Here is a 21,341-nt window from a genome sequence, read left to right on the forward strand (position 1 = left end):
TGGTGCATGAAGCGAATTCTTATTGTTACAGGACAATCCGGTTCAGGGAAGTCATCTGCATTGCAGGTTCTCGAAGATTTAGGTTATTACTGTATCGATAATTTGCCGCTAGCATTACTTCCTGAGATCGTTGGAAAGTTAGATCAAGAAAATAATTTAGAACAATTGGCTTTAGGGGTTGATGTTCGGAGTACACGCGCTGATTTGCAAGAATTTGAGCAAGTTTATCAGCAACTGGAAAAACATGGTGAGGTCGAGGTGATTTATCTCACCACCAAAGATCAAGAGTTAATTGCTCGTTTTAGTGCTTCGCGTCGACCTCATCCACTGGCGAATCGTTTTAAAAGTCTGAATGAGTGCATTCAGGAAGAGAAACAATTACTGTTGCCGATTCAATTAAGAGCAACTGTACAGATTGATACATCAGATAAAAGTGTCCATGATCTTAAAGATACATTATTATCCCGCTTAGGGCAGGTAGATAACTTAATTGTTATTTTACAGTCTTTTGGATATAAGCATGGTATTCCGTTGGATGCTGATTTTATTTTTGATGTGCGGCATTTACCCAATCCACATTGGGATTTAGAGCTTAGAAAATATTCGGGTTTAGATGAGCCCATTGAAAAATTCCTGACATCATTTGACCAAGTGAATATGATGTTTGAGGATTTAAAGCAATTTTTAGAGAAGTGGTTGCCTGCCTTTGCAGAAGGGCATCGCCATTACATTACGGTTTCGATTGGATGTACAGGTGGTCAGCACCGCTCTGTATTTATTGTGGATAGACTCAAAAAGGCGCTTGAGGCACAATGGTCTATTCAGGTCTTGCATAGAGAAATGAAGCACTGGTCATGATTGACACAACTGTTGACGTAATTAACAAATTAGGATTACATGCGCGTGCGTCAGGCAAGCTCATTGAGGTCACTACCAAATTTCGAAGTTCGATTAAAATTGGTAAGGGCGATAAATTAGTCGATGCCAAAAATATTATGTCTTTGCTCATGCTCGGTGCAGGCAAAGGAACTACATTAAGACTAGTGATTGAAGGGGCAGATGAAGAGAAAGCTTTGTCTGAAGTTCAAGCATTATTCGCAGCAAAATTTTACGAGGCTGAATAATCGTGGCACGTCGATCGCAACGTTTTACTGAAGATGATTTTGAGTCTTTAGAAGGACGTGCAAGTAAAACTGAACAAAAGAAAGCTGTACAACGTATGGCTGCTTTAGGGGCTCAACTTGCTGAGTTACCCAAAAAAAAGATTGAAAGCCTTCCTGTGGAAGAACGCTTAATTGAAGCTTTATTGGATGTTCAATTGATAACATCAGGTGAGGCTCGTCGTCGTCAATTTTTGCGTATTGGTAAATTATTACGCAATGAAGACGAGAGCATGATCTTATCTTATTTGACACCTCAACAAGGGGCGAAAAAGACAGCACAATTGCACCGCTGGGTCGATCGTATGATTGCACAAGGTGAGCCTGTTATTAAAGAATTTATGAAGACTTACAATGCTGCAGAGCATCATGCAATACGTCAGCATTTACTTCGTATTGAACGTGATATTCAAAAAAACTTAGGTGAGGATGCTGTTGCACAATCTAAGTTAAATTTGCTGAATTACGTTCAGCAAGTTGCACTTATCTCTGATCGTTAATGGTCAAAAAAAGGTCTGATGTTTCAGACCTTTTTTATTTCTTAGATGCTTAATATTTAGAGTGCAGCACGATCTTTTGCCCAATCTCGCAACACAAACTTTTGCAGTTTACCTGTTGAAGTTTTAGGGATTTCAGTAATCACTACGTCTTTAGGTACCTTGAATCGAGCAAGATGTTGTTTGCAGTATTCAATGATTTCTTCAGGTGTAGCTTGTTGCCCTTGCTTCAATTCAATAAATGCGCATGGAACTTCTTGCCAACGTGGATCAGGTTTTGCAACAACTGCAGCTGTCAGCACGGCAGGGTGTTGATAAAGTACTTCTTCCACTTCAAGTGAAGAAATATTTTCACCACCAGAAATAATCACATCTTTCGAGCGATCTGTGATTTTGGCATAACCATCAGGCTGGCATACGGCAAGATCGCCAGTATGGAACCATCCACCAGCAAATGCTTCAGCGGTGGCTTCAGGATTCTTCAAGTACCCTTTCATGACAATGTTGCCACGGAACATAATTTCGCCCATGGTCTGACCATCATTCGGTACAGGCAGCATCGTTTCAGGATCTAGTACTTTCATCCCATCTTGAAGTGGATAAGGTACACCTTGACGTGAATGTAGTTGAGCTTGTTCTTGGATGCTTAAATCACTCCAGCCTGCTTGCGAAGCACATAGCGCTGATGGTCCATAGGTTTCAGTGAGACCATAGACGTGGGTAACATTGATTCCTAAATTTCGCATACCTTCAATAATGGCAGCTGGTGGCGCTGCACCAGCAACCATCACTTCAACTCGATGATTAATTTCGCGTTGTTGCTCTTTTGGTGTGTTGATCAACATGGACAATACAATTGGTGCACCGCAGAAGTAATCGACTTGATGATCCGCGATCAATTGATAGATCTGTGCTGGATCAACTTTTCGAAGACAAACATTTGTGCCACCGTTGGCGGCCATGGTCCAAGCGAAACACCATCCATTACAATGGAACAGAGGCAAAGTCCATAAATAGGTGGCACGGGGTGTCATACCACAAGCAATGATATTACTCGCTGCATTAATATAAGCCCCACGATGATGATAGACCACACCTTTTGGATTCCCAGTTGTGCCTGAGGTGTAGTTTAAGCTGATGGCATCCCATTCATCCTGTGGTAATTGCCACTCAAACTCAGGATTACCTTGTGAAAGCCAAGATTCATACTCAATTTTTCCAATACGGGGCGCTTGATCATTGAATTCATATTCAGTATCTGCAACATCGATAACATAAATGTCCTGAGGAACTTGTGCTAAAGCTTCCTGTGCTAATTCTGAGAATTCAGGGTCAACTAAAAGTACTTTTGATTCAGCATGTTCAAGCATAAATGCGAGTGTTTTTGCATCTAGGCGCGTATTTAATGTATTGAGTACAGCGCCTGCCATAGGCACTGCAAAATGCGCTTCGATCATGGCTGGAATATTTGGAAGTAATACCGACACAGTATCATTTTTTTGAATACCAAGCTTTTGCAGCTGATCGGCAAATTGACGGCAACGTTTGTACTTTTCTTTCCAGCTAATCCGGCGTGTACCATGAATAATTGCATCTTGCTGAGGGTAGATATAGGCCGCACGCTCTAAATATCTGAGTGGAGAAAGGGCAACAAAATTTGCTGGCGTTCTAGGTAGTTCGTCATACGGACTTAAATTCATTTTAGTATCCATCTTCATTTTTATAATCCTGAGTAAAAGATAAGCAAAAAATAAACGGAATACATTTATCCTTTAGTCGAGCAAACGTGACATTTTGTCAATTAGGCGAAATTTCATATTTTTTAACTTCATTTTATTGCGATTTATTCGTGAAGTTGGTGATATTTATTTGTGCTGAATAATGTAATTGATCGAGAAATAGGGTAAATTTTAAACAGATTTTAAGTTTCAAAATCGAATAATAAAAGCAAAAGGATTTTGCATATGTATATTGTTGGGTGGGGGAAAGATGAAATTAACATCGAACCCAAAGGCTATGCCATGTTTGGCTATGGGATGTGGCATCACCGTGCCTATAAAAAAAGAACTGCGCTGTATGCGAGAACAGTGACCATTCAAAAAGATCAAGATGCCCCATTGATATTATGTTGTCTAGATTTTGGCTGTATTACTTCAGCAATTCGAATCAATGTAATCCAACGCTTGAATGAAACGTTGAGGGATTGTTTCGATCCGCATCGTTTGGTTCTAATGGCAACGCATACCCATTCAGGTCCAGGCGGTTGTGGTTATGAAGCTCTTTATAATATGCCGACACCAGGATTTGTGCCTGAGCACCTTGATGCAGTTGTGGATGCTGTGCAATCCAGTATTCAACAGGCATTATTCAATCGCGATTTTACAGAGATTCGATTAGCGACAATTGACATTCCTGAGCAAGTCCCTGTGGCATGGAATCGCTCGATAAAAGCGTATAATCGAAATCTCGATACTGCATTCGTCGATGAATCTGAAACTTACAAAGCAATCAATCGACAAATGCAAGTCCTTGGCTTTTATCGTGGGGAAAAGCTTCATTCTCTGTTGTCACTTTTTGGTGTGCATGCGACATGTTTGGGCAATCAATTAGACGCTCATGATGGTGATAATAAAGGCTATGCCGCAACACTTTCGGAAGAGACCTTAAGTGCTGCTGGGGTGGATGGACCAGTTTGTATATTTGCGCAAGCAACAGCAGGCGATGTGTCACCACACTTCCATGGAAAGAATCAGACTAAGATCAGAAAAAAGATAAAAGGTGAAGCAGAATACATCTATGCGAGAAACAATGGTCGTATACAGAGTGAGTATGCTTTAGCCGCTTTACTTGAGAAACAGAATCAAAACATCCAATATCAAGATTTGGATGCAGTACTCGAGTATGTGGATATGGCAAATACTGTGGCTGATCCAGAGTTTTCAGGTGGATATAGCAATGCGATAACAAGCCAAGCTTGTCATGGGACAGCATTTATTGCGGGCACACCAGTCGATGGTGTGGGTGCTGCAAAGCCATTGATCATGGCTATGAATTTACTTTCAAAACAATTCAAACGAAGTAAATTGAATTCAAAAGATCCAGTGGAAAGTGCTTATTATCAGAAGCTTTATCATGCTCAAGGACCCAAAAATATTATTTTTGAATCGGGTCAGCATCGGATATTAGGAAAAAAATTAGGTTCACTTCCTGGTGTTTTAGATCCACTCATTGCTGAAATGAATGCTCAAGTTCACGCCGGCGCAATTCAAGAAAGCGATTTAGTGCCACATATTGTGCCAATTCAGCTCATTCGAATCGGTCAACTTTTTTTGGTATGTGTTCCCGGAGAGTTTACAACAACTTCAGGTAAGCGCGTATTAAATACCATTCAGAAAAGTGTATTACCGACATTTCCTAACGCAAAAATTTGGTTTGCATCTTATTGTAATGACTATATGGGCTATGTCACGACATTCGAAGAATATCAAGAACAAGCCTATGAAGGTGGACACACTTTATTTGGTCAATGGACTTTGGCAGCTTTTCAAACCTATTTTAAACATTTGGCTAAACAGATTTGTTTGCCACCTGAACAACGTCAATTATCAAATTGCGTACCTAAAGCAGTACCTCAAAAAGAATTAGAGAAAAGAACCAATCGGGGAAATGTTCAAACCGCCGTTGCACAAAAGGAGTTGGCAACATGAGTAATCTGACACATCATTATTGGTCTAACTGGTCGGGATATTGCCACTCAAACCCGCAACATATCTTATATCCAGACCAATTACATGAATTACAGGATATTGTGATTCAACATCCTAAAGTTCGTGTGGTTGGTGCAGGGCACTCATTTACTCCGTTGGTAAAAACGGATGCGTCTATTATTTCTTTAGACCGATTTTCAAGTGTCTTAAATGCTGATCAGGCTAAATGCCAAGCGACGTTATGGGCAGGTACTCGACTATTCAATTTAGGCCAGCATCTTGCGCCTTATGAGCAGTCGCTTATGAATCAGGGTGATATTGATCAACAAAGTTTAGCTGGTGCTGTATCTACAGGAACACACGGGACAGGTGCAGCGCTATATTCTATTTCAGGCTATGTAGAAGATTTTGAGCTATTACAGGCAAATGGGGATTTAATCCAATGCTCAAAGACGGAGAACCCTGAAATTTTTCAGGCAGGTAGAGTATCGTTGGGATCGCTCGGGATATTAACGAAAATAACCATGCAAAACCGCCCTAGATATAAATTGAAAGAGAAAATTCATTTAGCCCCTGTAGAAGAAAGCCTTGATCAATTTCTCCAATTGATGCACCAACATCGGCATTTGGAGTATTTTATTTTCCCTTTTACAGATCAGTTAATTTTTAAAACACTTGATGTTACAGAGGGTGAGGTGAAGCCAAGAGAAACTTCTTGGCCATCTGAGGATCAACTTTTAACATGGTGTTGTGAAATTTCTAAAAAAGCCCCTTTTTTGACGAAATATCTTCAAAAATTAGTCGGTGTTTTTGTGAAGCCAACAGAATTCATTGATTGGTCGGGTGATATTTTTGCAACACCTCGGAATACCAAATTCAATGAAATGGAATATCAAATTCCAATTGAGAATGGTATTCAATGCATCAAAGAAGTGATTGCAACGTTTAGAAAATATCAAATAAATTCTTTTTTCCCTATCGAATTCCGCGTGGTCAAAGGGGACGATATTTGGCTAAGTCCTTTCTATCAGCAAGACAGTATTTCGATTTCAATCCATCAATATTATAAGCAGTCACCTCAAAAAGTATTTGATCTTATTGAGCCGATTTTTCAAAAATATCGAGGCCGTCCACACTGGGCTAAGATGCATCAACTGTCTCACCAAGAGATGCGAGCTCTTTATCCGAAATGGAATGAATTTATGCAAATCAGAGAAGCGCTCGATCCCCATCGAAAGTTTCTCAATCCCTATCTTGAAAAACTATTACTTGGGCAACAAGGATGAGAGATGAATAGTTTTTTTAATCAAATGAATGATGATTTGCGGGCACATGGTTTAGGTCAACCTATGCTCTTGATCGATGACGATGCATTAAACTTTAATATTGCTTATGTAAAACAGCAGCTAGCTTCGGCAAAGCACTTAAAACCGCGGTTAGTCGTTAAATCTTTGGCTTGTTTGCCTTTGTTAAAAAAGCTAAGTTTCGATTTAGACACCCAACACTTTATGGTATTTCATATTGATCACTTACAATTGATGTTCAATCATTTTGATCAAGCTGATTTACTCTTTGGCAAGCCGATGCCAATTCGTGCAGTAGAAAGGTTTTATCAAAACCATCACACGCCAATCAAATGCAAGATACATTGGTTAATTGATTCCTTTGCTCGTTTGCAACAATATCATGCCTTGGCTGATCAACTGGGATTTAGCTTCAATATCAATCTTGAAATTGATGTGGGATTACATCGTGGAGGCGTTCAAAATTCTGCTGAATTTATACAAATGCTCAATTATATTCAGCAGCATCAAAAAACGCTAAATTTGAGTGGTTTAATGGGCTACGATGCGCATGTTACTAAACTACCTAAGATGGTGAAGCGTCCAGAAACAGCTTATGCTGAGTCTCAACATATTTATCAAAATTATCAGCACATCTTAAAACACCAATTCCCAGATTTAAATCATGCTCAGCTGTGTTTTAACGGAGGAGGAAGTCCAACCTTTAGTTTTCACGTGAAACATAGTGTGTGTAATGATCTGTCATTTGGCTCAATGTTGCTAAAGCCCAGCGATTTTGATTCTGAACATCTTTCTTTGCTTAAACCCGCTTTATATATTGCGAGTCCCGTACTGAAAGTATTAGACGAAGTCTCATTGCCAGGGATACCTTCATTTAAAAAAATAAAATTCTTTCAGAAGCATCAAGCGGTTTTTATCTACGGTGGCTATTGGATGGGTCAATATGTTTATCCAGCAAAATCTCATCCTCATTTATTGTATGGACGAAGCACCAACCAGGAAATGATTTGTGTCGATCGTAAAATTGATATCCATCCTGATGACTATGTATTTATTCGACCGAGCCAGAGTGAGGTGGTCATCCCGCAGTTCAATCGCACGTACCTTTATCGAAAAGAAAATGAGTGGAATTCATCTGATTTGGAAACGAGTAGATTTGAACCTTGGGAAAATTTTAGAGAGTAGTGATTAAAAGAAAAAAAGGGATGAAGTTAATCATCCCTTTTTAGCATTGGTTTGAAATTTATTGGACGCCGCCGTAATGGATGCCCGTTAATTCACTGATTTCTTTTTTCCAAGTGGTTAAGTCATCCAAATTAAATTTACTTAAATGGTCATGCCCACAAGCACGCGCCATTACTTGCATCAACTCGACTGAAGCATTGAAGAAGTTGGCGAGTTGCTGTGCTGATTTTTCTATTTCGAGTCTTCGACGCAAATGATCTTTTTGTGTTGTAATACCGACAGAGCATTCATTTGTATTACACGCGCGCATTCCCAAACAACCAATTGCCTGCATGGCAGAGTTAGACACGGCAATGGCATCTGCACCCAGCGCTAAGGCTTTAATAAAATCAGCAGGGACACGTAAGCCACCTGTAATGACCAAACTAATGTCACGACGTCCTAAACGATCTAAATGACGACGTGCCCGTGCTAAAGCAGGAATGGTCGGCACTGAAATATTGTCACGGAATAATGTTGGTGCTGCACCTGTACCACCACCACGACCATCTAAAATAATGTAGTCCACACCTATCGCAATCGCAGCATCAATGTCTTTTTCGATATGCTGTGCAGACAGTTTAAAGCCAATCGGAATGCCACCTGTCTGCTCGCGTATATAGTTTGCAAACTCCTTGTACTGTGAAAGTTCAGTCCAATCCGGAAAGGTTGCGGGAGAAATCGCAGATTGTCCTTCTTCTAAACCACGTACTTCTGCAATTTTTCCGACCACTTTATGCCCGGGTAGATGTCCGCCTGTTCCTGTTTTTGCTGCCTGTCCACCTTTAAAGTGAAAAGCTTGGCATTTTTTTACTTTTTCAATGTCATAGCCAAAACGACCAGAGGCCAACTCGTAAAAATATCGTGAATTCGAGGCTTGTTCATCATCTAACATTCCACCTTCACCAGAACAGATGCCAGTACCTGCCATTTCCGCACCCATTGCCAGTGCAGTTTTTGCTTCTTGCGATAAAGCTCCAAAACTCATGTCGGAAACAAATAATGGAATATTGAGTCTCAATGGTTTTTTTGCATTTGGTCCAATAATCACTTCGCTTGCAACGGGGGCATCATCCAGTAGAGGAACTTTCCAAAGTTGAGCTGTGACCAGTTGAATATCTTCCCATTTTGGAAGTTTGTCAAAAGGCACACCCATGGCTGCGGTAGGACCATGATGACCGAAATTTTTTAGACCATTTCGAGCTAATTCTAAGATGAATCTATTGTGTGGCTCTTCAGGAGCAGGCTGAGAATCTGCGTAGAGTCCTTGATAACGATCACGGTTGAATTGCTGTGGATTTCTTTTTTCCCAAGCTTCGATTTCTTCTAAGTCAACATAGACATGATCATCATGAATCCAAGCTTTAAATTTTTGCAGATTTTTATTGAGATATCTCGGGTTAATGCCAGTTTTATAGATGTAATGAGAGCCGTGAAGGCCACATACAATTTTGTCGCCTTGAATATGGGCATCGGACATGAGTGCTCCGCGATGCTGACAACGACCATACATGACTACGACTTTTTCTTCATCATGATCTTCAAGACGAAGAACAACAAGATCCACATTGGCTGCTAAAGCATATGCGGGTTTAAGCGGCTGGAGTGTAGACCAAGCAATTAGTGGGTGAGATTTCATATGACCTGCCTAATGATTTCAGTGGGTTATATTTATTTGTTTAAAAGTATGTTGATCATCTAATAGAAAGTATAAAAGATTATTTTTCTATAATTGGGATAATATTGGTTTAAATATTAAATTGGGAATATATTTTAACTATTTTTGTCACAATTAAAACTGCTATCGCCTAATGCTCGATTAACGGTTTATTAAACAACGTGACACGTGTAAAATCTCTAGCGATTTTATTTATCCACCGTTTTTATCTTTTGAGGTTCGCCTCGATCATAATCTCGCGGTGACATGCTCCATTGTACGGGGCATCACTCCTTAAGGATTTTTTATGCCAATTATTACTTTGCCAAACGGCGATCAAAAACAATTTGATCAAGCTGTCTCTGTCATGGAAGTTGCTCAAAGCATCGGTCCAGGTCTTGCAAAAAATACGGTTGCAGGTCGTGTAAACGGCCATCTAGTTGATGCATGTGACTTAATCACTGATGATGCCACGTTGCAGATCATTACGCCTAAAGATGATGAAGGTGTTGAAATTATTCGTCACTCTTGTGCCCATTTAGTTGGTCACGCAGTGAAGCAGCTTTTCCCCGAAGCAAAGATGGTGATTGGACCTGTCATTGAAGATGGTTTCTATTACGATATCTACAGTGAAAAACCATTTACACCAGATGATATGGCTGCCATCGAAGAGCGTATGAAAAAGCTCATCGATCAAGATTATGATGTCATTAAAAAGATGACACCTCGTGATGAAGTGATCAAAGTATTCACTGAGCGTGGTGAAGATTATAAATTACGCCTCATCGAAGATATGCCAGATGAGACTCAAATGGGTCTTTATTATCATCAAGAATATGTGGATATGTGTCGTGGTCCACACGTACCAAACACTAAATTCTTAAAGTCATTTAAGTTGACGAAGATGTCAGGTGCTTACTGGCGTGGTGATGCGAAAAACGAACAACTTCAACGTATTTATGGTACGGCTTGGGCGGATAAGAAGCAGTTGGCTGCTTATATCAAACGTATTGAAGAAGCTGAAAAGCGTGACCACCGTAAAATTGGTAAAGCGCTTGATCTGTTCCACATGCAAGAAGAAGCACCAGGCATGGTGTTCTGGCATCCAAATGGCTGGACGATCTATCAAGTTTTAGAACAATACATGCGTAAAGTTCAGCAGGACAATGGTTATCAAGAGATTCGCACACCTCAGGTGGTCGATTTTAGTCTGTGGGAAAAATCAGGACATGCTGCAAACTATGCAGAAAACATGTTTACTACACATTCTGAAAACCGTAACTATGCCGTTAAACCAATGAACTGCCCATGTCATGTTCAAGTGTTTAACCAAGGTTTAAAATCTTACCGTGATTTACCAATTCGTCTTGCTGAATTTGGTTCATGTCACCGTAACGAACCATCGGGTTCATTACATGGGATTATGCGTGTTCGTGGTTTCACCCAAGATGACGCACACATTTTCTGTACAACTGAGCAAATTGGTCAAGAAGTTGCTGACTTTATCAAACTGACTTTAGATGTTTATAAAGATTTCGGTTTTGAAGAAGTGCAAATGAAACTCTCAACACGTCCAGAAAAGCGTGTAGGGGATGATAAGCTTTGGGATGTTGCTGAAAAATCTTTAGCTGACGCACTGGATGCAGCAGGTCTCGCTTGGGATTTACAACCTGGTGAGGGTGCGTTCTACGGTCCTAAAATTGAATTTTCTTTGAAAGATTGTTTAGGTCGTATCTGGCAGTGCGGTACAATCCAATGCGATTTTAACTTGCCATTACGTTTAGATGCATCTTATGTGACTGAAGACAACGATCGTGATCATCCTGTGATGCTTCATCGTGCAATTCTTGGCAGTTTTGAACGTTTTATTGGTATACTTATTGAACACTACGCTGGATTTATGCCACCATGGTTGGCACCAATTCAAGCATGTGTGATGAATATTACCGATTCTCAAGCAGATGCTTGTCAGTCAGTCGTCGCTAAATTGCAAGAAAATGGCATTCGAGCGATTTCAGACTTGAGAAATGAGAAAATCGGCTTTAAGATTCGTGAGCGTACTTTAGAGCGTATTCCATACCTATTGGTGCTTGGGGATCGAGAAGTAGAGGAAGGTACAGTGAATGTACGTACTCGCTCTGGAACAAATTTAGGTACTATGTCTATCGATGCATTCGTTGACTTAGTGAAAGTAGCCGTAGCCGAACGCGGCCGGTATATTGTGGAGTAAGAAAGATTAAACAGCCTGACCGTAACCAACAACAAGGTGCTAAAAGCAATCGTCCTGCATTAAATGATGAGATTCGTGCGAAAGAAGTGCGTCTCGTTGGCGCTGACGGAGAACAAAAAGGCATCGTTTCACTTGCTGAAGCGTTGCGTGCTGCAGAAGAAGTTGATCTTGACCTCGTTGAGATCGTTGCGAATGCAGAGCCGCCTGTTTGTAAAATCATGGATTACAACAAGCATTTATTTGATCTGAAGCAAAAGCAAAAAGATGCTAAGAAAAAGCAGCATCAAGTTCAGGTTAAAGAGATCAAGTTGCGTCCTGGTACAGACGTTGGTGATTACAATGTTAAGTTGCGTGCTATTCTGAAATTCCTTGAAGAAGGCAACAAAGTTAAAATTACTCTACGTTTTCGTGGTCGTGAGATGGCTCACCAACAATTGGGTCTTGCTCAATTACAAAAGATTGAAGCTGATGTGGCTGAAATCGGTGTAGTGGAACAAGCACCAAAAATGGAAGGCCGTCAAATGGGTATGTTACTTGGTCCTAAAAAGAAAAAGTAAAACCGATTTAGAGAAAAAGCCCTGCACATGCAGGGCTTTTTTATATGTTGATTGAAGGGATATAGGTACATCCTGAGTTAGTAAAGAGAGGAACGACTGTAGTTGGGGTATAAATCATCAGTTGAATATTTCCATCAGGCAGTACTTTAGTGAAGTCTAATAAACTTATATTTTAAACTTCTCGAATCATTTTGTGGCTTGAGTAAAAAATTTAATTATTTCGACAGGTAAACTCGTACTTATGCATAGAAAATTCTAGATGGATGGTAAAACTGAATAGGTTTAGAGTGTTTACTGCCTTGAAAGATGACCCAAAAAGGATTTTTTATATTGCACATCAGCACATCAGCACATCAGCACATCAGGAAATTCGTTGCTCAAAGTACCTTTAGATTTGATCTATAAAAAAAGCCGATACTTTTGCATCGGCTTTTTTTGTGACTTATTAAGTTCGATGCTTTATTCGACATGAACTGTTTTTTCAGTAGACTCTGTATTTTCTAACAGAAGTTTTTTGCCAATTGGAATTTGTCGAGGTAATTTCTCTTCTGGAATGATACGCTCTAAGTCGATCACTAATAAGCCATTTTCATAATCTGCTTGTTGAACTTCAATATGTTCATCTAAGCGAAGCGATAATTTAAATGAACGACGCGCAATTCCTTTATGAAGATATTCGGTTTGTTCAGATTGAATAGCTTCTGGTTTTCCTGTGATCGAGAGAAGCTGATTTTCAAGACTGATATTTAACTCATCTTGACTAAAGCCTGCAGTAGCGACCACGATGCGATATTTATTCTCACCTTTTTTTTCAATGTTATAAGGTGGGTAGTTTGGAGCATCACTTTGCATTGCATAATCAATAAAATCGTTTAAACGATCAAAACCAATGCTACGACGAAACAATGGATGAAGATTTAAGTTACTCATGATTAAAACCTCCTGAGGTCAGCAAAGTCATAAAAATAAGAATGTTGTTCTGTCATGACTATCATCAACAGAACCAGATGATCATCATAAATCTGGCAAGTTTTTATATAGGTTCAGACCGAAATTTTTCAATAATAAATTCAAAAAATTTTTAAAATATTTTATAAATAATTGATTTTTTATAACTTATAAATAAAGAATTTCTATCCTTGTTGTTTGGTCTGAAATGATTTATGGTGGATAAATCAATCAACAAAGGGCATATGGAGCCTGAACTGTAATGATCGATTTATATTACTGGGGAACACCCAACGGATTAAAAATAACAATTGCACTCGAAGAAATGGCTTTAGATTATCAAATCTATCCAATCAATATATTAGAAAATGATCAGTTCCAAACTGACTTTCTTGCGATCTCTCCTAATAATAAAATTCCTGCGATAGTTGATCAAAATGGACCGAATAATCAATCGATTTCGATTTTCGAGTCTGGTGCAATACTGCAATATTTAGGACGTAAAACGGGACAATTCTATCCTCAGCACGAAATCGCGAGGATTCAGGTTGAACAATGGTTGATGTGGCAAATGGGTGGTCTAGGACCGATGTTAGGTCAAAATCATCATTTTGCTAAATTTGCTAAAGAGAAAATCCCTTATGCGATCGAGCGCTACATTACAGAAACTAAAAGATTATATGGGGTGCTCAATAAGCAGTTAGTTGGGCAAGACTATGTGGCTGGTGAGTACTCTATTGCGGATATGGCAATTTTCCCTTGGTTGATGCGGCACGAGTGGCAAAGTATTCATTTAGCAGAGTTTCCTGAAGTGGAAGCTTATATTCAACGTATCCAACAGAGACCAGCGGTACAAAAGGCGCTTGCACTACTAAAGTAGATCACGGATTTAAGTGTGCTAAACTCTATACATCTAAACCACCATTTGGTGGTTTTTTTATGGAGAACTGCCATGAAGGATTTTTTTTTAAATTTCAGCAAAATTGTTGAATCTAATTCAAAAGTATACTGGGCAATTATTGCTGGTATTTTACTCTGTGTTGCTTCTTATATCGTCGAAATATTTCATGTGCAAAATATCATTGCAGCAATCGAACCAGATTCTAGGGATCAATTAAAACAGGTGATTCCAGCGATAACGAATAAATATACGGTGCTACGTGCCATCATAGTAGTGTTGGCAATTGCTTGGTCGATAAAAGAATATCGCAAAACGCAGAAACTTTTAGCGGCGAACAAGTCCAGTAAATGAATCTGATTTTATTGTTTTTAAGTGCCTTTGGAGCCGCCACTTTATTGCCCTTACAGTCCGAAGCAGTATTGTTGGGGTCATTTGCTTTAAAACAATTTTCGCCGTGGATGCTTATTTTTGTTGCAAGTGTAGCGAATGTGATGGGTTCATGCGTCAATTGGTGGTTGGGCTTAAAAATAGAGCAGTTTAAAAACAAAAAGTGGTTTCCATTTAAGTCAGATCACATGATTCGTGCTCAACGGGCTTATCAGCAGTATGGTACATGGTCACTTCTTTTAAGTTGGGTGCCTATCATTGGTGATCCAATCACCTTAATTGCAGGAATTTTGAAAGAAAAATTCTGGAAATTTATCTTCGTGGTGGGTATAGCGAAAACAGGTCGGTATCTATTTATTTACTGGGTGTATCTTGGTTTGTTCTAAATTTTCGTAGAGTAAAACTCATCAAGATTAATTTGTCTGAATCAAGATTAACGGTGCTTTTGTTTTGCGCAAAGATGCTATAGAATACTCGCTCCCTTACCTGCAGGTCGTATTGTAATGGTGCAAACGAGCCGAACAGGTGTTCAAAAGAGGTTGTTATGCCTAAGATGAAAACTCGCCGTGGTGCAGCAAAACGCTTCAAAGCGACTGCTAACGGTTTTAAGCGTAAACAAGCGTTCAAACGCCACATTTTGACCAAAAAATCTGCTAAGCGTATTCGTCAATTGCGCGGCTGTGTAATGGTTCACGTAAGTGACGTTGCTTCAGTTCGTCGTATGTGCCCGTACATCTAAGGAGATTATAAATGGCTCGTGTAAAACGTGGTGTACAGGCTCATCGCCGTCACAAAAAAATTCTTGCTCGCGCTAAAGGTTACTATGGTGCTCGTTCACGTGTTTACCGCGTAGCGTTCCAAGCGGTAATCAAAGCAGGTCAATATGCTTACCGTGACCGTCGTCAAAAGAAACGTCAATTCCGTGCTTTATGGATTGCGCGTATCAATGCTGGTGCACGTCAAAATGGTTTGTCGTACAGCCGTATGATCGATGGCTTGAAAAAAGCTCAAGTGATCATCGACCGTCGCGTACTTGCTGACATCGCTATGCATGATGCAGTTGCATTTGCTGCTTTAGCTGAAAAAGCTAAAGGCGCATTAGCTGCTTAATCATCGTAGATGAGAAAAAGACCGCTTTTTAGCGGTCTTTTTTATTTTCATTGTTTACGACCAAATAAAGCCAAGAGATTGGTATGAATAAAATTATGGTCGTCGGTACAGCAGCATCTGGGAAAACAACCTTTGCACGTAAGTTGGCTGTTCAACTGCAAGTCGATCATATTGAACTTGATAATCTCTTTTGGTTGGATAACTGGACTGAGTCATCTTCAATAGAATTTCAAGAAAAATTTATAAATCGTGTTAGGTCTATGAATAAGGGCTTCGTGATTGATGGTAATTATTCTCTGATTCAAAATTTAATCTTAAATGAGATCGACACTGTGATGTGGTTGGATTTTTCACTACGCGTAAATCTTTATCGTGTGATTAAGAGGTCGCTATACCGTGTGATTAGCCAAAAGAAAATATGGAAAAATTCTAACAATAGAGAACATTGGGCGAAATTGTTAAGTAAAGACTCAATAATATTGTGGGTAGTCCAAACACATGGGAAAAATAGACTTAAATATTTGCAGATGATGAATGCCACTCAATATCATCATATAAAGTGGCTACATTTTCATAAAACTGAACAATTAGATGAATTTTTAAAACATCACAGTCCAAAATAGTAAGCGCAGAAACAGATTATTGCAGTGACTAAAATGAGGGCAAACACATTTGATTTACCTGTTTTAGGTGTGGGTTGGTGAGAACTGGAATCATTGTTGAAAAAGCGTTTTCCATGTTGAGTATGTGTTAAGGCTTCATCCAAAGGGGAGTGAATTTCGGGGCTTTTTAAATGAGCAGTTTTATAGTGATTTGCTACTTTAGTAATGAATTTTGCACTCAGGTCATCTAACTTTTGTTGAAATACCTTCAGTTGTTTTTCTTCCTCAAGAGATTCTTGATGATCTTGCTCCAAAAGCTTTCGTTTTTGAATCTTTAAATGTTGTTCTAGATGCATGAAACGCACTAAGGTTTCATTGGCATAAGGTGCTGCATAATCTTGTGGCAGTAATGGTAAGGCAGCTCCAGCGTTGGAGGGTGATTGATCGTCAGTACCATAAAAGATTGCGCCACGTTTAACGGATTCCACCCCTTGTGCTAATGCGCGATCGAACAGCTCATTCTCTGTGTAGTCGTGAATATCATTCCAATTAGGTGCTTGAAGATCTGCCTCAACACGTTTGATATGTTGGGTGGATAGATCAAAACGCCAAAATGTTTCAATTCGTGCAGGGAGTGTTTGGTTGTTTGGTATGTCGAAGTCTTGTTCAGAACTATACCATTCGGCAAGTTCTTTACCACAGATCCATGCTGTTTTTACATTGCGGTGATGACTGACAATGAAATGGGGATATGGTAAAAGCTCAACATTTGGATTGGGATTTTTTTCATCGATTAATAAACTTGAGTTATGTAGGCTTAAGCGTGTGACACCCTGACGTTTTAAGCTTTCTAACCAAACTTGGAAATGTTGTGCCAATAAGTGTTGCGTATTTAAATCTCGAAAAAGGAAATGGTGCTGATTAAAAATCGCATGATTTTTCCAGTGTTGAAAACTTAAATCCTGACTTAAAAACTCATTGCCGTAAGTCACGAGTGTGAGCTGTTGTTTCCAAATTTGATCTAATGCCATGACATATCTTCTCAATGATCATTGCGCATATCTTAAACTTTTTATAAATGTAATTTCCAATTTAATTCCACATCCAATTTTAACACTTGCTGATCTTCATACGGAGCTATAAAAGCTGTTAGAATGCGCAGTTATATTATTTTTTATATTTGTTGCTTTGAGAGTTACTATGTCACTGGAAGCCCTGACCACTGAAGCGCTCGCTGCCATTGCAGCAGCTCAAGACCTTGCAACACTCGATCAGGTTCGAGTGCAATTTACGGGTAAGAAAAGCCAGCTTGCTGAACAATCGAAAGCACTGGGTAAAATGGATCCGGAAGAGCGTAAGGTTTTTGGTGCGCAGATTCATTCAGTTCGAGAAGCGATTAATGGCGCATTAACTGAGCGTCAAACTGCATTACAAAAAGCTGCACTAGAACAAAAATTAGCAAGTGAACAGATCGACATCACGTTGCCTGGTCGTGGTCAACAGGTGGGCAGTATCCACCCAGTGACCCAAGTACAAGAGCGTATTTGTCAATTCTTCACGAAAGCAGGTTTTTCTGTTGCGACTGGTCCAGAGGTTGAAGATGACTATCACAACTTTGAGGCATTAAATATTCCTGGTCATCACCCTGCGCGTGCAATGCACGATACCTTTTACTTCGATGTAAACCATTTGCTTCGTACGCATACCTCTGGTGTACAGATTCGAACGATGGAAACACAGCAACCACCAATTCGTATTGTATGTCCAGGTCGTGTGTATCGCTGTGACTCAGACCAAACACATTCTCCGATGTTCCACCAGATTGAAGGTTTGTACGTTGCAGAAAATACGAGCTTTGCTGAGTTAAAAGGATTATTGGTTAATTTGCTGAATGAGTTCTTTGAAAAAGACTTGAAAGTACGTTTCCGCCCATCTTACTTCCCATTCACAGAACCAAGTGCTGAAGTCGACATCATGGATGAGCGAGGAAAATGGTTAGAAGTATTAGGTTGTGGCATGGTACATCCAAATGTTCTTCGTTCAGCGGGTATTGATCCAGACAAGTACAAAGGCTTTGCATTTGGTTTAGGTGTTGAACGTTTTGCAATGCTTCGTTATGGCATAAACGACTTGCGTATGTTCTACCAAAATGATGTGCGTTTCTTACGCCAGTTTGCTTAAAACTTTTTATTAAATCCTCTCCTAACTTGAGGAACTCCACAGAATCATTTGGGGTTCTCTCCCTTAGCAAAGGGGGTTAGAGGGAGGATTCTAGAGATTTGAATTACAGGTTTTATATCAATGAAAATTAGCGAAAATTGGCTACGCACATGGGTTAACCCAGCCATCGATAGCGATACTTTATCTGACCAACTGACCATGCTTGGCCTTGAGGTAGATGATTTATCTCCTGCTGCAAAACCATTTACAGGTGTGGTTGTAGGTGAAGTACTTACGGTAGAACAGCACCCAGATGCAGATCGTTTACGTGTAACGACTGTCAACATTGGTGTGGGTGAACCATTACAAATCGTCTGTGGTGCACCTAATGTACGTGCAGGAATGAAAGCACCCGTAGCAACCATCGGTGCAGTATTGCCAGGTGATTTTAAAATCAAAAAAGGTAAGCTTCGTGGTGTTGAATCACAGGGTATGCTGTGCGGTGCATCTGAAATTGATTTAGAAGATAAAATCGACGGTCTACTCGAGCTTCCCGCGGACGCGCCAGTCGGTGTAAACGTACGTGAATATCTAGACCTTGATGACAACGTGATTGATATTAGTATCACACCAAACCGTGGTGACTGTTTCAGTATTCGTGGGATTGCACGTGAAATTGGTGTGATTAACCAACTTCCCGTGACTGCGCCTGAAATTAAAGAAGTGGCTGCAACGATTGCTGATGAAAAGAAGGTCGTTGTATCTACTGAAGGTTGCCCACGTTACTTAGGTCGTGTGATCAAAAACGTCAACACCAAAGCGCCAACTCCTGAATGGATGGAGCGTGCACTGGCTCGTTCTGGTATCCGTCAGCACAGTATCTTGGTTGATATTACCAACTATGTATTAATGGAGTTGGGTCAACCGCTTCACGCATTTGATGGTGGTAAAGTTCAAGGTGCGGTACACGTTCGTCAAGCAACTGCAGGTGAAAAACTTGTTCTCTTGAATGAGCAAGAAGTTGAAATGCAAGACAACGTGATGGTGATTGCAGATGACGAAAAAGCATTAGCAATTGCGGGCATCATGGGTGGCTTGTCTTCATCGGTGACAGACGCAACGACTGAAATCTTCCTTGAATCAGCATTCTTTGCACCGCTTCATATCGCAGGTCGTGCGCGTAGCTTCGGTTTACATACAGATGCGTCTCAGCGCTATGAGCGTGGAGTAGATTTCGAACTTCCAATGATCGCAATGCACCGTGCATCTCAGTTGATTTCTGAGCTTGCAGGTGGTGAATTTGGTCCAATTACGGTAGCAGAAAATCCAGCAGTATTACCAACACGAGAAGCAATCGAGCTTGAGCAGGCGCAAGTTGATCAACTTCTTGGTTATAAAGTTGACTCTGACTTTATTACTGATGCGTTAACACGTCTAGGTTGTCAGGTAGCAATTAAAGCACAAGGTCAATGGTCTGTCGTACCGCCATCACATCGTTATGATATGGCAATCTACCAAGACTTAATTGAAGAGGTTGCGCGTATTCATGGTTATGACAACATTCAAATCAGCTTGCCTGTGATTGATGTGAAACTTGCAAAATACCAAGATCAATTTGAAGTTGCACAATTACGTCAAACTTTGGTTGCTCTTGGTTATCAAGAGGCAATCAGCTTTAGTTTTGCTGATCTAAAACTTGAAAAACAGTTAAATCCAAGTGTAAATCCTTTGGCATTGGCAAATCCAATTTCAAGTGATTTGGCGGTAATGCGTTCGACTTTACTTTCAAGCTTAATTCCTTGTGTCCAATACAACGTTAATCGTCAACAAAGTCGCGTACGCTTCTTTGAGCTTGGCTTACGTTTTGATTATCAAGAAGCCACCAGTATTCATGATCTTAAGCAAATACCTACACTTGCGATTGTGGCAACAGGTGCGAAGAATCAGGAATCTTGGCATGCTAAACCTCAGCCAATGGATTTCTTCGATTTTAAAGGTGAAATTGAGGCTGTATTGGCGGCTGGGCGAGTTCAAGTAGAATATGTGCGTTCAGAGCGTTCATGGTTACATCCAGGTCAATCTGCTGAAATTTTAGTGGACGGACAATCAATTGGTTATATTGGTCGTTTACATCCATCGCTTGAAGATGAGCTTGATCTCGCAACGACATGGGTAGCAGAACTCGATCAATCGTCTGTTTTGCAAACTTATGTATCTAATTTTACAGAATTATCACGATTTCCTTCAGTGAGACGTGATATTGCAGTTTTAATTAGTGATAAGATTAATGTTAGTGAAATTCAGCAACTTATCGAAAAAACTGGAGGAGAGTTACTTGATTCTTCTTGGTTATTCGATGTGTATACGGGTCAAGGTGTAGAAGAGGGTAAACGTTCATTGGCGTTTGCACTTTTATGGCAGCATCCGAGTCGCACGCTTGAGGATGCTGAAATTAAATCTGGTATGGATAATATTTTACAAGTGTTAGAAAACACTTACCAAGCGACATTGAGGGCCTCATGACAGCATTAACAAAAGCAGAAATGGCTGATCATTTGAGTGAGCTGACGAGTTTAAATCGTCGTGAAGCTAAACAAATGGTTGAGTTGTTTTTTGATGAAATTAGCCAGGCATTAATTGCAGGTGAACATGTCAAATTATCGGGTTTTGGTAATTTCGAACTGCGTGACAAGCGTCAGCGTCCAGGGCGTAATCCAAAAACAGGTGAGGAGATTCCTATTTCTGCTCGCCGTGTAGTGACCTTCCGTGCTGGTCAAAAGTTTAGACAGCGTGTAGGGACAGAGCAAGTCGATTAATCGCTTGATCAAATAACATAAAAAAACCTGAGCTCAGCTCAGGTTTTTTTATGCTCTTAACTTTATGCGTATTCATAAAAT

The 21,341-nt window shown here is 40.0% G+C and carries 21 protein-coding genes; 17 read left to right on the forward strand and 4 right to left on the reverse strand.

Features of this window, described 5'->3' with window-relative positions; genetic code table 11:
• The first annotated feature begins 6 nt into the window (after positions 1-6).
• From rapZ to yjgA, 3 genes are read left to right on the forward strand one after another with little or no spacing between them, the layout of a single operon-like run.
• Positions 7-858: an RNase adapter RapZ gene (rapZ, locus tag AC1M9A_RS08275; RefSeq protein WP_035265345.1), complete on the forward strand. Its 852-nt coding sequence runs from the start codon at positions 7-9 to the stop codon at positions 856-858.
• Positions 855-1,124, forward strand: a complete 270-nt coding sequence (locus AC1M9A_RS08280) for an HPr family phosphocarrier protein (RefSeq protein ID WP_035265349.1) — start codon at positions 855-857, stop codon at positions 1,122-1,124. The genes rapZ and AC1M9A_RS08280 overlap by 4 nt, the downstream gene beginning before the upstream one ends.
• Positions 1,125-1,126: 2 nt before the next feature.
• On the forward strand, positions 1,127-1,660 hold the full coding sequence (gene yjgA / locus AC1M9A_RS08285; RefSeq protein WP_035265351.1) for a ribosome biogenesis factor YjgA: 534 nt from the start codon (positions 1,127-1,129) through the stop codon (positions 1,658-1,660).
• Positions 1,661-1,716: 56 nt separating this feature from the next.
• On the opposite strand, the gene AC1M9A_RS08290 is transcribed toward yjgA, so the two are convergent.
• Complete coding sequence (locus AC1M9A_RS08290) at positions 1,717-3,357, reverse strand: acyl-CoA synthetase (RefSeq protein WP_481587552.1); 1,641 nt, start codon at positions 3,355-3,357, stop codon at positions 1,717-1,719.
• Positions 3,358-3,621: 264 nt separating this feature from the next.
• On the opposite strand from AC1M9A_RS08290, the gene AC1M9A_RS08295 reads away from it, so the two are divergent.
• From AC1M9A_RS08295 to AC1M9A_RS08305, 3 genes are read left to right on the forward strand one after another with little or no spacing between them, the layout of a single operon-like run.
• Positions 3,622-5,364 (forward strand): neutral/alkaline non-lysosomal ceramidase N-terminal domain-containing protein, encoded by a 1,743-nt coding sequence (locus AC1M9A_RS08295; RefSeq protein ID WP_481610011.1) that lies wholly within the window; start codon positions 3,622-3,624, stop codon positions 5,362-5,364.
• Positions 5,361-6,650, forward strand: coding sequence for a D-arabinono-1,4-lactone oxidase (locus AC1M9A_RS08300; protein WP_481590350.1), 1,290 nt, complete (start codon positions 5,361-5,363; stop codon positions 6,648-6,650). Before AC1M9A_RS08295 ends, AC1M9A_RS08300 begins: the two co-directional genes overlap by 4 nt.
• Positions 6,651-6,653: 3 nt before the next feature.
• On the forward strand, positions 6,654-7,853 hold the full coding sequence (locus tag AC1M9A_RS08305) for an alanine racemase (protein ID WP_481587549.1): 1,200 nt from the start codon (positions 6,654-6,656) through the stop codon (positions 7,851-7,853).
• A gap of 58 nt (positions 7,854-7,911) precedes the next feature.
• Here the strand turns inward: AC1M9A_RS08305 and AC1M9A_RS08310 are convergent, their stop codons facing one another.
• A complete protein-coding gene (locus AC1M9A_RS08310) occupies positions 7,912-9,531 on the reverse strand; it encodes a glutamate synthase-related protein (protein ID WP_481610012.1) in 1,620 nt (539 codons plus the stop codon).
• 325 nt (positions 9,532-9,856) lie between these two features.
• Between AC1M9A_RS08310 and thrS the strand changes: the two genes are divergently transcribed.
• Both thrS and infC read left to right on the forward strand, forming a co-directional pair.
• On the forward strand, positions 9,857-11,779 hold the full coding sequence (gene thrS, locus AC1M9A_RS08315) for a threonine--tRNA ligase (protein WP_092768341.1): 1,923 nt from the start codon (positions 9,857-9,859) through the stop codon (positions 11,777-11,779).
• A 5-nt stretch (positions 11,780-11,784) separates the two neighbouring features.
• Positions 11,785-12,336 carry a translation initiation factor IF-3 gene (infC, locus tag AC1M9A_RS08320; protein WP_081403231.1) on the forward strand — a complete coding sequence of 184 codons (552 nt, stop codon included), beginning with the start codon at positions 11,785-11,787 and terminating at the stop codon, positions 12,334-12,336.
• Between the two features lie 459 nt (positions 12,337-12,795).
• Here infC and AC1M9A_RS08325 read toward each other — a convergent pair whose 3' ends face one another.
• Positions 12,796-13,266 (reverse strand): Hsp20 family protein, encoded by a 471-nt coding sequence (locus AC1M9A_RS08325; protein ID WP_179998611.1) that lies wholly within the window; start codon positions 13,264-13,266, stop codon positions 12,796-12,798.
• A gap of 280 nt (positions 13,267-13,546) precedes the next feature.
• On the opposite strand from AC1M9A_RS08325, the gene AC1M9A_RS08330 reads away from it, so the two are divergent.
• The 6 genes from AC1M9A_RS08330 to AC1M9A_RS08355 all read left to right on the forward strand — a co-directional run bounded on the left by AC1M9A_RS08330 (position 13,547) and on the right by AC1M9A_RS08355 (position 16,305).
• Entirely contained in the window at positions 13,547-14,164 is a 618-nt protein-coding gene (locus AC1M9A_RS08330) for a glutathione S-transferase family protein (RefSeq protein ID WP_035265364.1), read from the forward strand.
• Positions 14,165-14,236: 72 nt separating this feature from the next.
• Positions 14,237-14,536, forward strand: a complete 300-nt coding sequence (locus tag AC1M9A_RS08335) for a hypothetical protein (protein ID WP_092768345.1) — start codon at positions 14,237-14,239, stop codon at positions 14,534-14,536.
• Positions 14,533-14,958, forward strand: a complete 426-nt coding sequence (locus tag AC1M9A_RS08340) for a YqaA family protein (RefSeq protein WP_481610013.1) — start codon at positions 14,533-14,535, stop codon at positions 14,956-14,958. The genes AC1M9A_RS08335 and AC1M9A_RS08340 overlap by 4 nt, the downstream gene beginning before the upstream one ends.
• Before the next feature lie 158 nt (positions 14,959-15,116).
• The gene (gene rpmI / locus AC1M9A_RS08345) at positions 15,117-15,311 is read left to right on the forward strand and encodes a 50S ribosomal protein L35 (protein ID WP_004278281.1); all 195 of its coding nucleotides are present in this window, start codon (positions 15,117-15,119) and stop codon (positions 15,309-15,311) included.
• An 11-nt stretch (positions 15,312-15,322) separates the two neighbouring features.
• Positions 15,323-15,682: a 50S ribosomal protein L20 gene (gene rplT / locus AC1M9A_RS08350; protein WP_004867327.1), complete on the forward strand. Its 360-nt coding sequence runs from the start codon at positions 15,323-15,325 to the stop codon at positions 15,680-15,682.
• Between the two features lie 83 nt (positions 15,683-15,765).
• Positions 15,766-16,305, forward strand: coding sequence for a P-loop NTPase family protein (locus AC1M9A_RS08355; RefSeq protein ID WP_481610014.1), 540 nt, complete (start codon positions 15,766-15,768; stop codon positions 16,303-16,305).
• Here the strand turns inward: AC1M9A_RS08355 and AC1M9A_RS08360 are convergent.
• Positions 16,290-17,315, reverse strand: coding sequence for a hypothetical protein (locus tag AC1M9A_RS08360; RefSeq protein WP_035265371.1), 1,026 nt, complete (start codon positions 17,313-17,315; stop codon positions 16,290-16,292). The genes AC1M9A_RS08355 and AC1M9A_RS08360 overlap by 16 nt on opposite strands.
• 169 nt (positions 17,316-17,484) lie before the next feature.
• On the opposite strand from AC1M9A_RS08360, the gene pheS reads away from it, so the two are divergent.
• The 3 genes from pheS to AC1M9A_RS08375 all read left to right on the forward strand — a co-directional run bounded on the left by pheS (position 17,485) and on the right by AC1M9A_RS08375 (position 21,260).
• Positions 17,485-18,465, forward strand: a complete 981-nt coding sequence (pheS, locus tag AC1M9A_RS08365; protein WP_035265373.1) for a phenylalanine--tRNA ligase subunit alpha — start codon at positions 17,485-17,487, stop codon at positions 18,463-18,465.
• A gap of 120 nt (positions 18,466-18,585) precedes the next feature.
• Positions 18,586-20,967: a phenylalanine--tRNA ligase subunit beta gene (gene pheT, locus AC1M9A_RS08370; protein ID WP_481610015.1), complete on the forward strand. Its 2,382-nt coding sequence runs from the start codon at positions 18,586-18,588 to the stop codon at positions 20,965-20,967.
• Positions 20,964-21,260: an integration host factor subunit alpha gene (locus tag AC1M9A_RS08375; protein WP_035265376.1), complete on the forward strand. Its 297-nt coding sequence runs from the start codon at positions 20,964-20,966 to the stop codon at positions 21,258-21,260. Before pheT ends, AC1M9A_RS08375 begins: the two co-directional genes overlap by 4 nt.
• The last annotated feature ends 81 nt before the right edge of the window (positions 21,261-21,341 follow it).

The organism is Acinetobacter sp. ANC_7634, from assembly GCF_056779875.1.

What these genes read in the sequence shown, in the direction of transcription:
- rapZ (WP_035265345.1), top strand. Translation starts at nt 7, where the DNA reads ATGAAGCGAATTCTTATTGTTACAGGACAATCCGGTTCAGGGAAGTCA.
- AC1M9A_RS08280 (WP_035265349.1), top strand. Translation starts at nt 855, where the DNA reads ATGATTGACACAACTGTTGACGTAATTAACAAATTAGGATTACATGCG.
- AC1M9A_RS08290 (WP_481587552.1), bottom strand. Translation starts at nt 3,357, where the DNA reads ATGAATTTAAGTCCGTATGACGAACTACCTAGAACGCCAGCAAATTTT.
- AC1M9A_RS08295 (WP_481610011.1), top strand. Translation starts at nt 3,622, where the DNA reads ATGTATATTGTTGGGTGGGGGAAAGATGAAATTAACATCGAACCCAAA.
- AC1M9A_RS08300 (WP_481590350.1), top strand. Translation starts at nt 5,361, where the DNA reads ATGAGTAATCTGACACATCATTATTGGTCTAACTGGTCGGGATATTGC.
- AC1M9A_RS08305 (WP_481587549.1), top strand. Translation starts at nt 6,654, where the DNA reads ATGAATAGTTTTTTTAATCAAATGAATGATGATTTGCGGGCACATGGT.
- AC1M9A_RS08310 (WP_481610012.1), bottom strand. Translation starts at nt 9,531, where the DNA reads ATGAAATCTCACCCACTAATTGCTTGGTCTACACTCCAGCCGCTTAAA.
- thrS (WP_092768341.1), top strand. Translation starts at nt 9,857, where the DNA reads ATGCCAATTATTACTTTGCCAAACGGCGATCAAAAACAATTTGATCAA.
- AC1M9A_RS08325 (WP_179998611.1), bottom strand. Translation starts at nt 13,266, where the DNA reads ATGAGTAACTTAAATCTTCATCCATTGTTTCGTCGTAGCATTGGTTTT.
- AC1M9A_RS08330 (WP_035265364.1), top strand. Translation starts at nt 13,547, where the DNA reads ATGATCGATTTATATTACTGGGGAACACCCAACGGATTAAAAATAACA.
- AC1M9A_RS08335 (WP_092768345.1), top strand. Translation starts at nt 14,237, where the DNA reads ATGAAGGATTTTTTTTTAAATTTCAGCAAAATTGTTGAATCTAATTCA.
- AC1M9A_RS08340 (WP_481610013.1), top strand. Translation starts at nt 14,533, where the DNA reads ATGAATCTGATTTTATTGTTTTTAAGTGCCTTTGGAGCCGCCACTTTA.
- rpmI (WP_004278281.1), top strand. Translation starts at nt 15,117, where the DNA reads ATGCCTAAGATGAAAACTCGCCGTGGTGCAGCAAAACGCTTCAAAGCG.
- rplT (WP_004867327.1), top strand. Translation starts at nt 15,323, where the DNA reads ATGGCTCGTGTAAAACGTGGTGTACAGGCTCATCGCCGTCACAAAAAA.
- AC1M9A_RS08355 (WP_481610014.1), top strand. Translation starts at nt 15,766, where the DNA reads ATGAATAAAATTATGGTCGTCGGTACAGCAGCATCTGGGAAAACAACC.
- AC1M9A_RS08360 (WP_035265371.1), bottom strand. Translation starts at nt 17,315, where the DNA reads ATGGCATTAGATCAAATTTGGAAACAACAGCTCACACTCGTGACTTAC.
- pheS (WP_035265373.1), top strand. Translation starts at nt 17,485, where the DNA reads ATGTCACTGGAAGCCCTGACCACTGAAGCGCTCGCTGCCATTGCAGCA.
- pheT (WP_481610015.1), top strand. Translation starts at nt 18,586, where the DNA reads ATGAAAATTAGCGAAAATTGGCTACGCACATGGGTTAACCCAGCCATC.
- AC1M9A_RS08375 (WP_035265376.1), top strand. Translation starts at nt 20,964, where the DNA reads ATGACAGCATTAACAAAAGCAGAAATGGCTGATCATTTGAGTGAGCTG.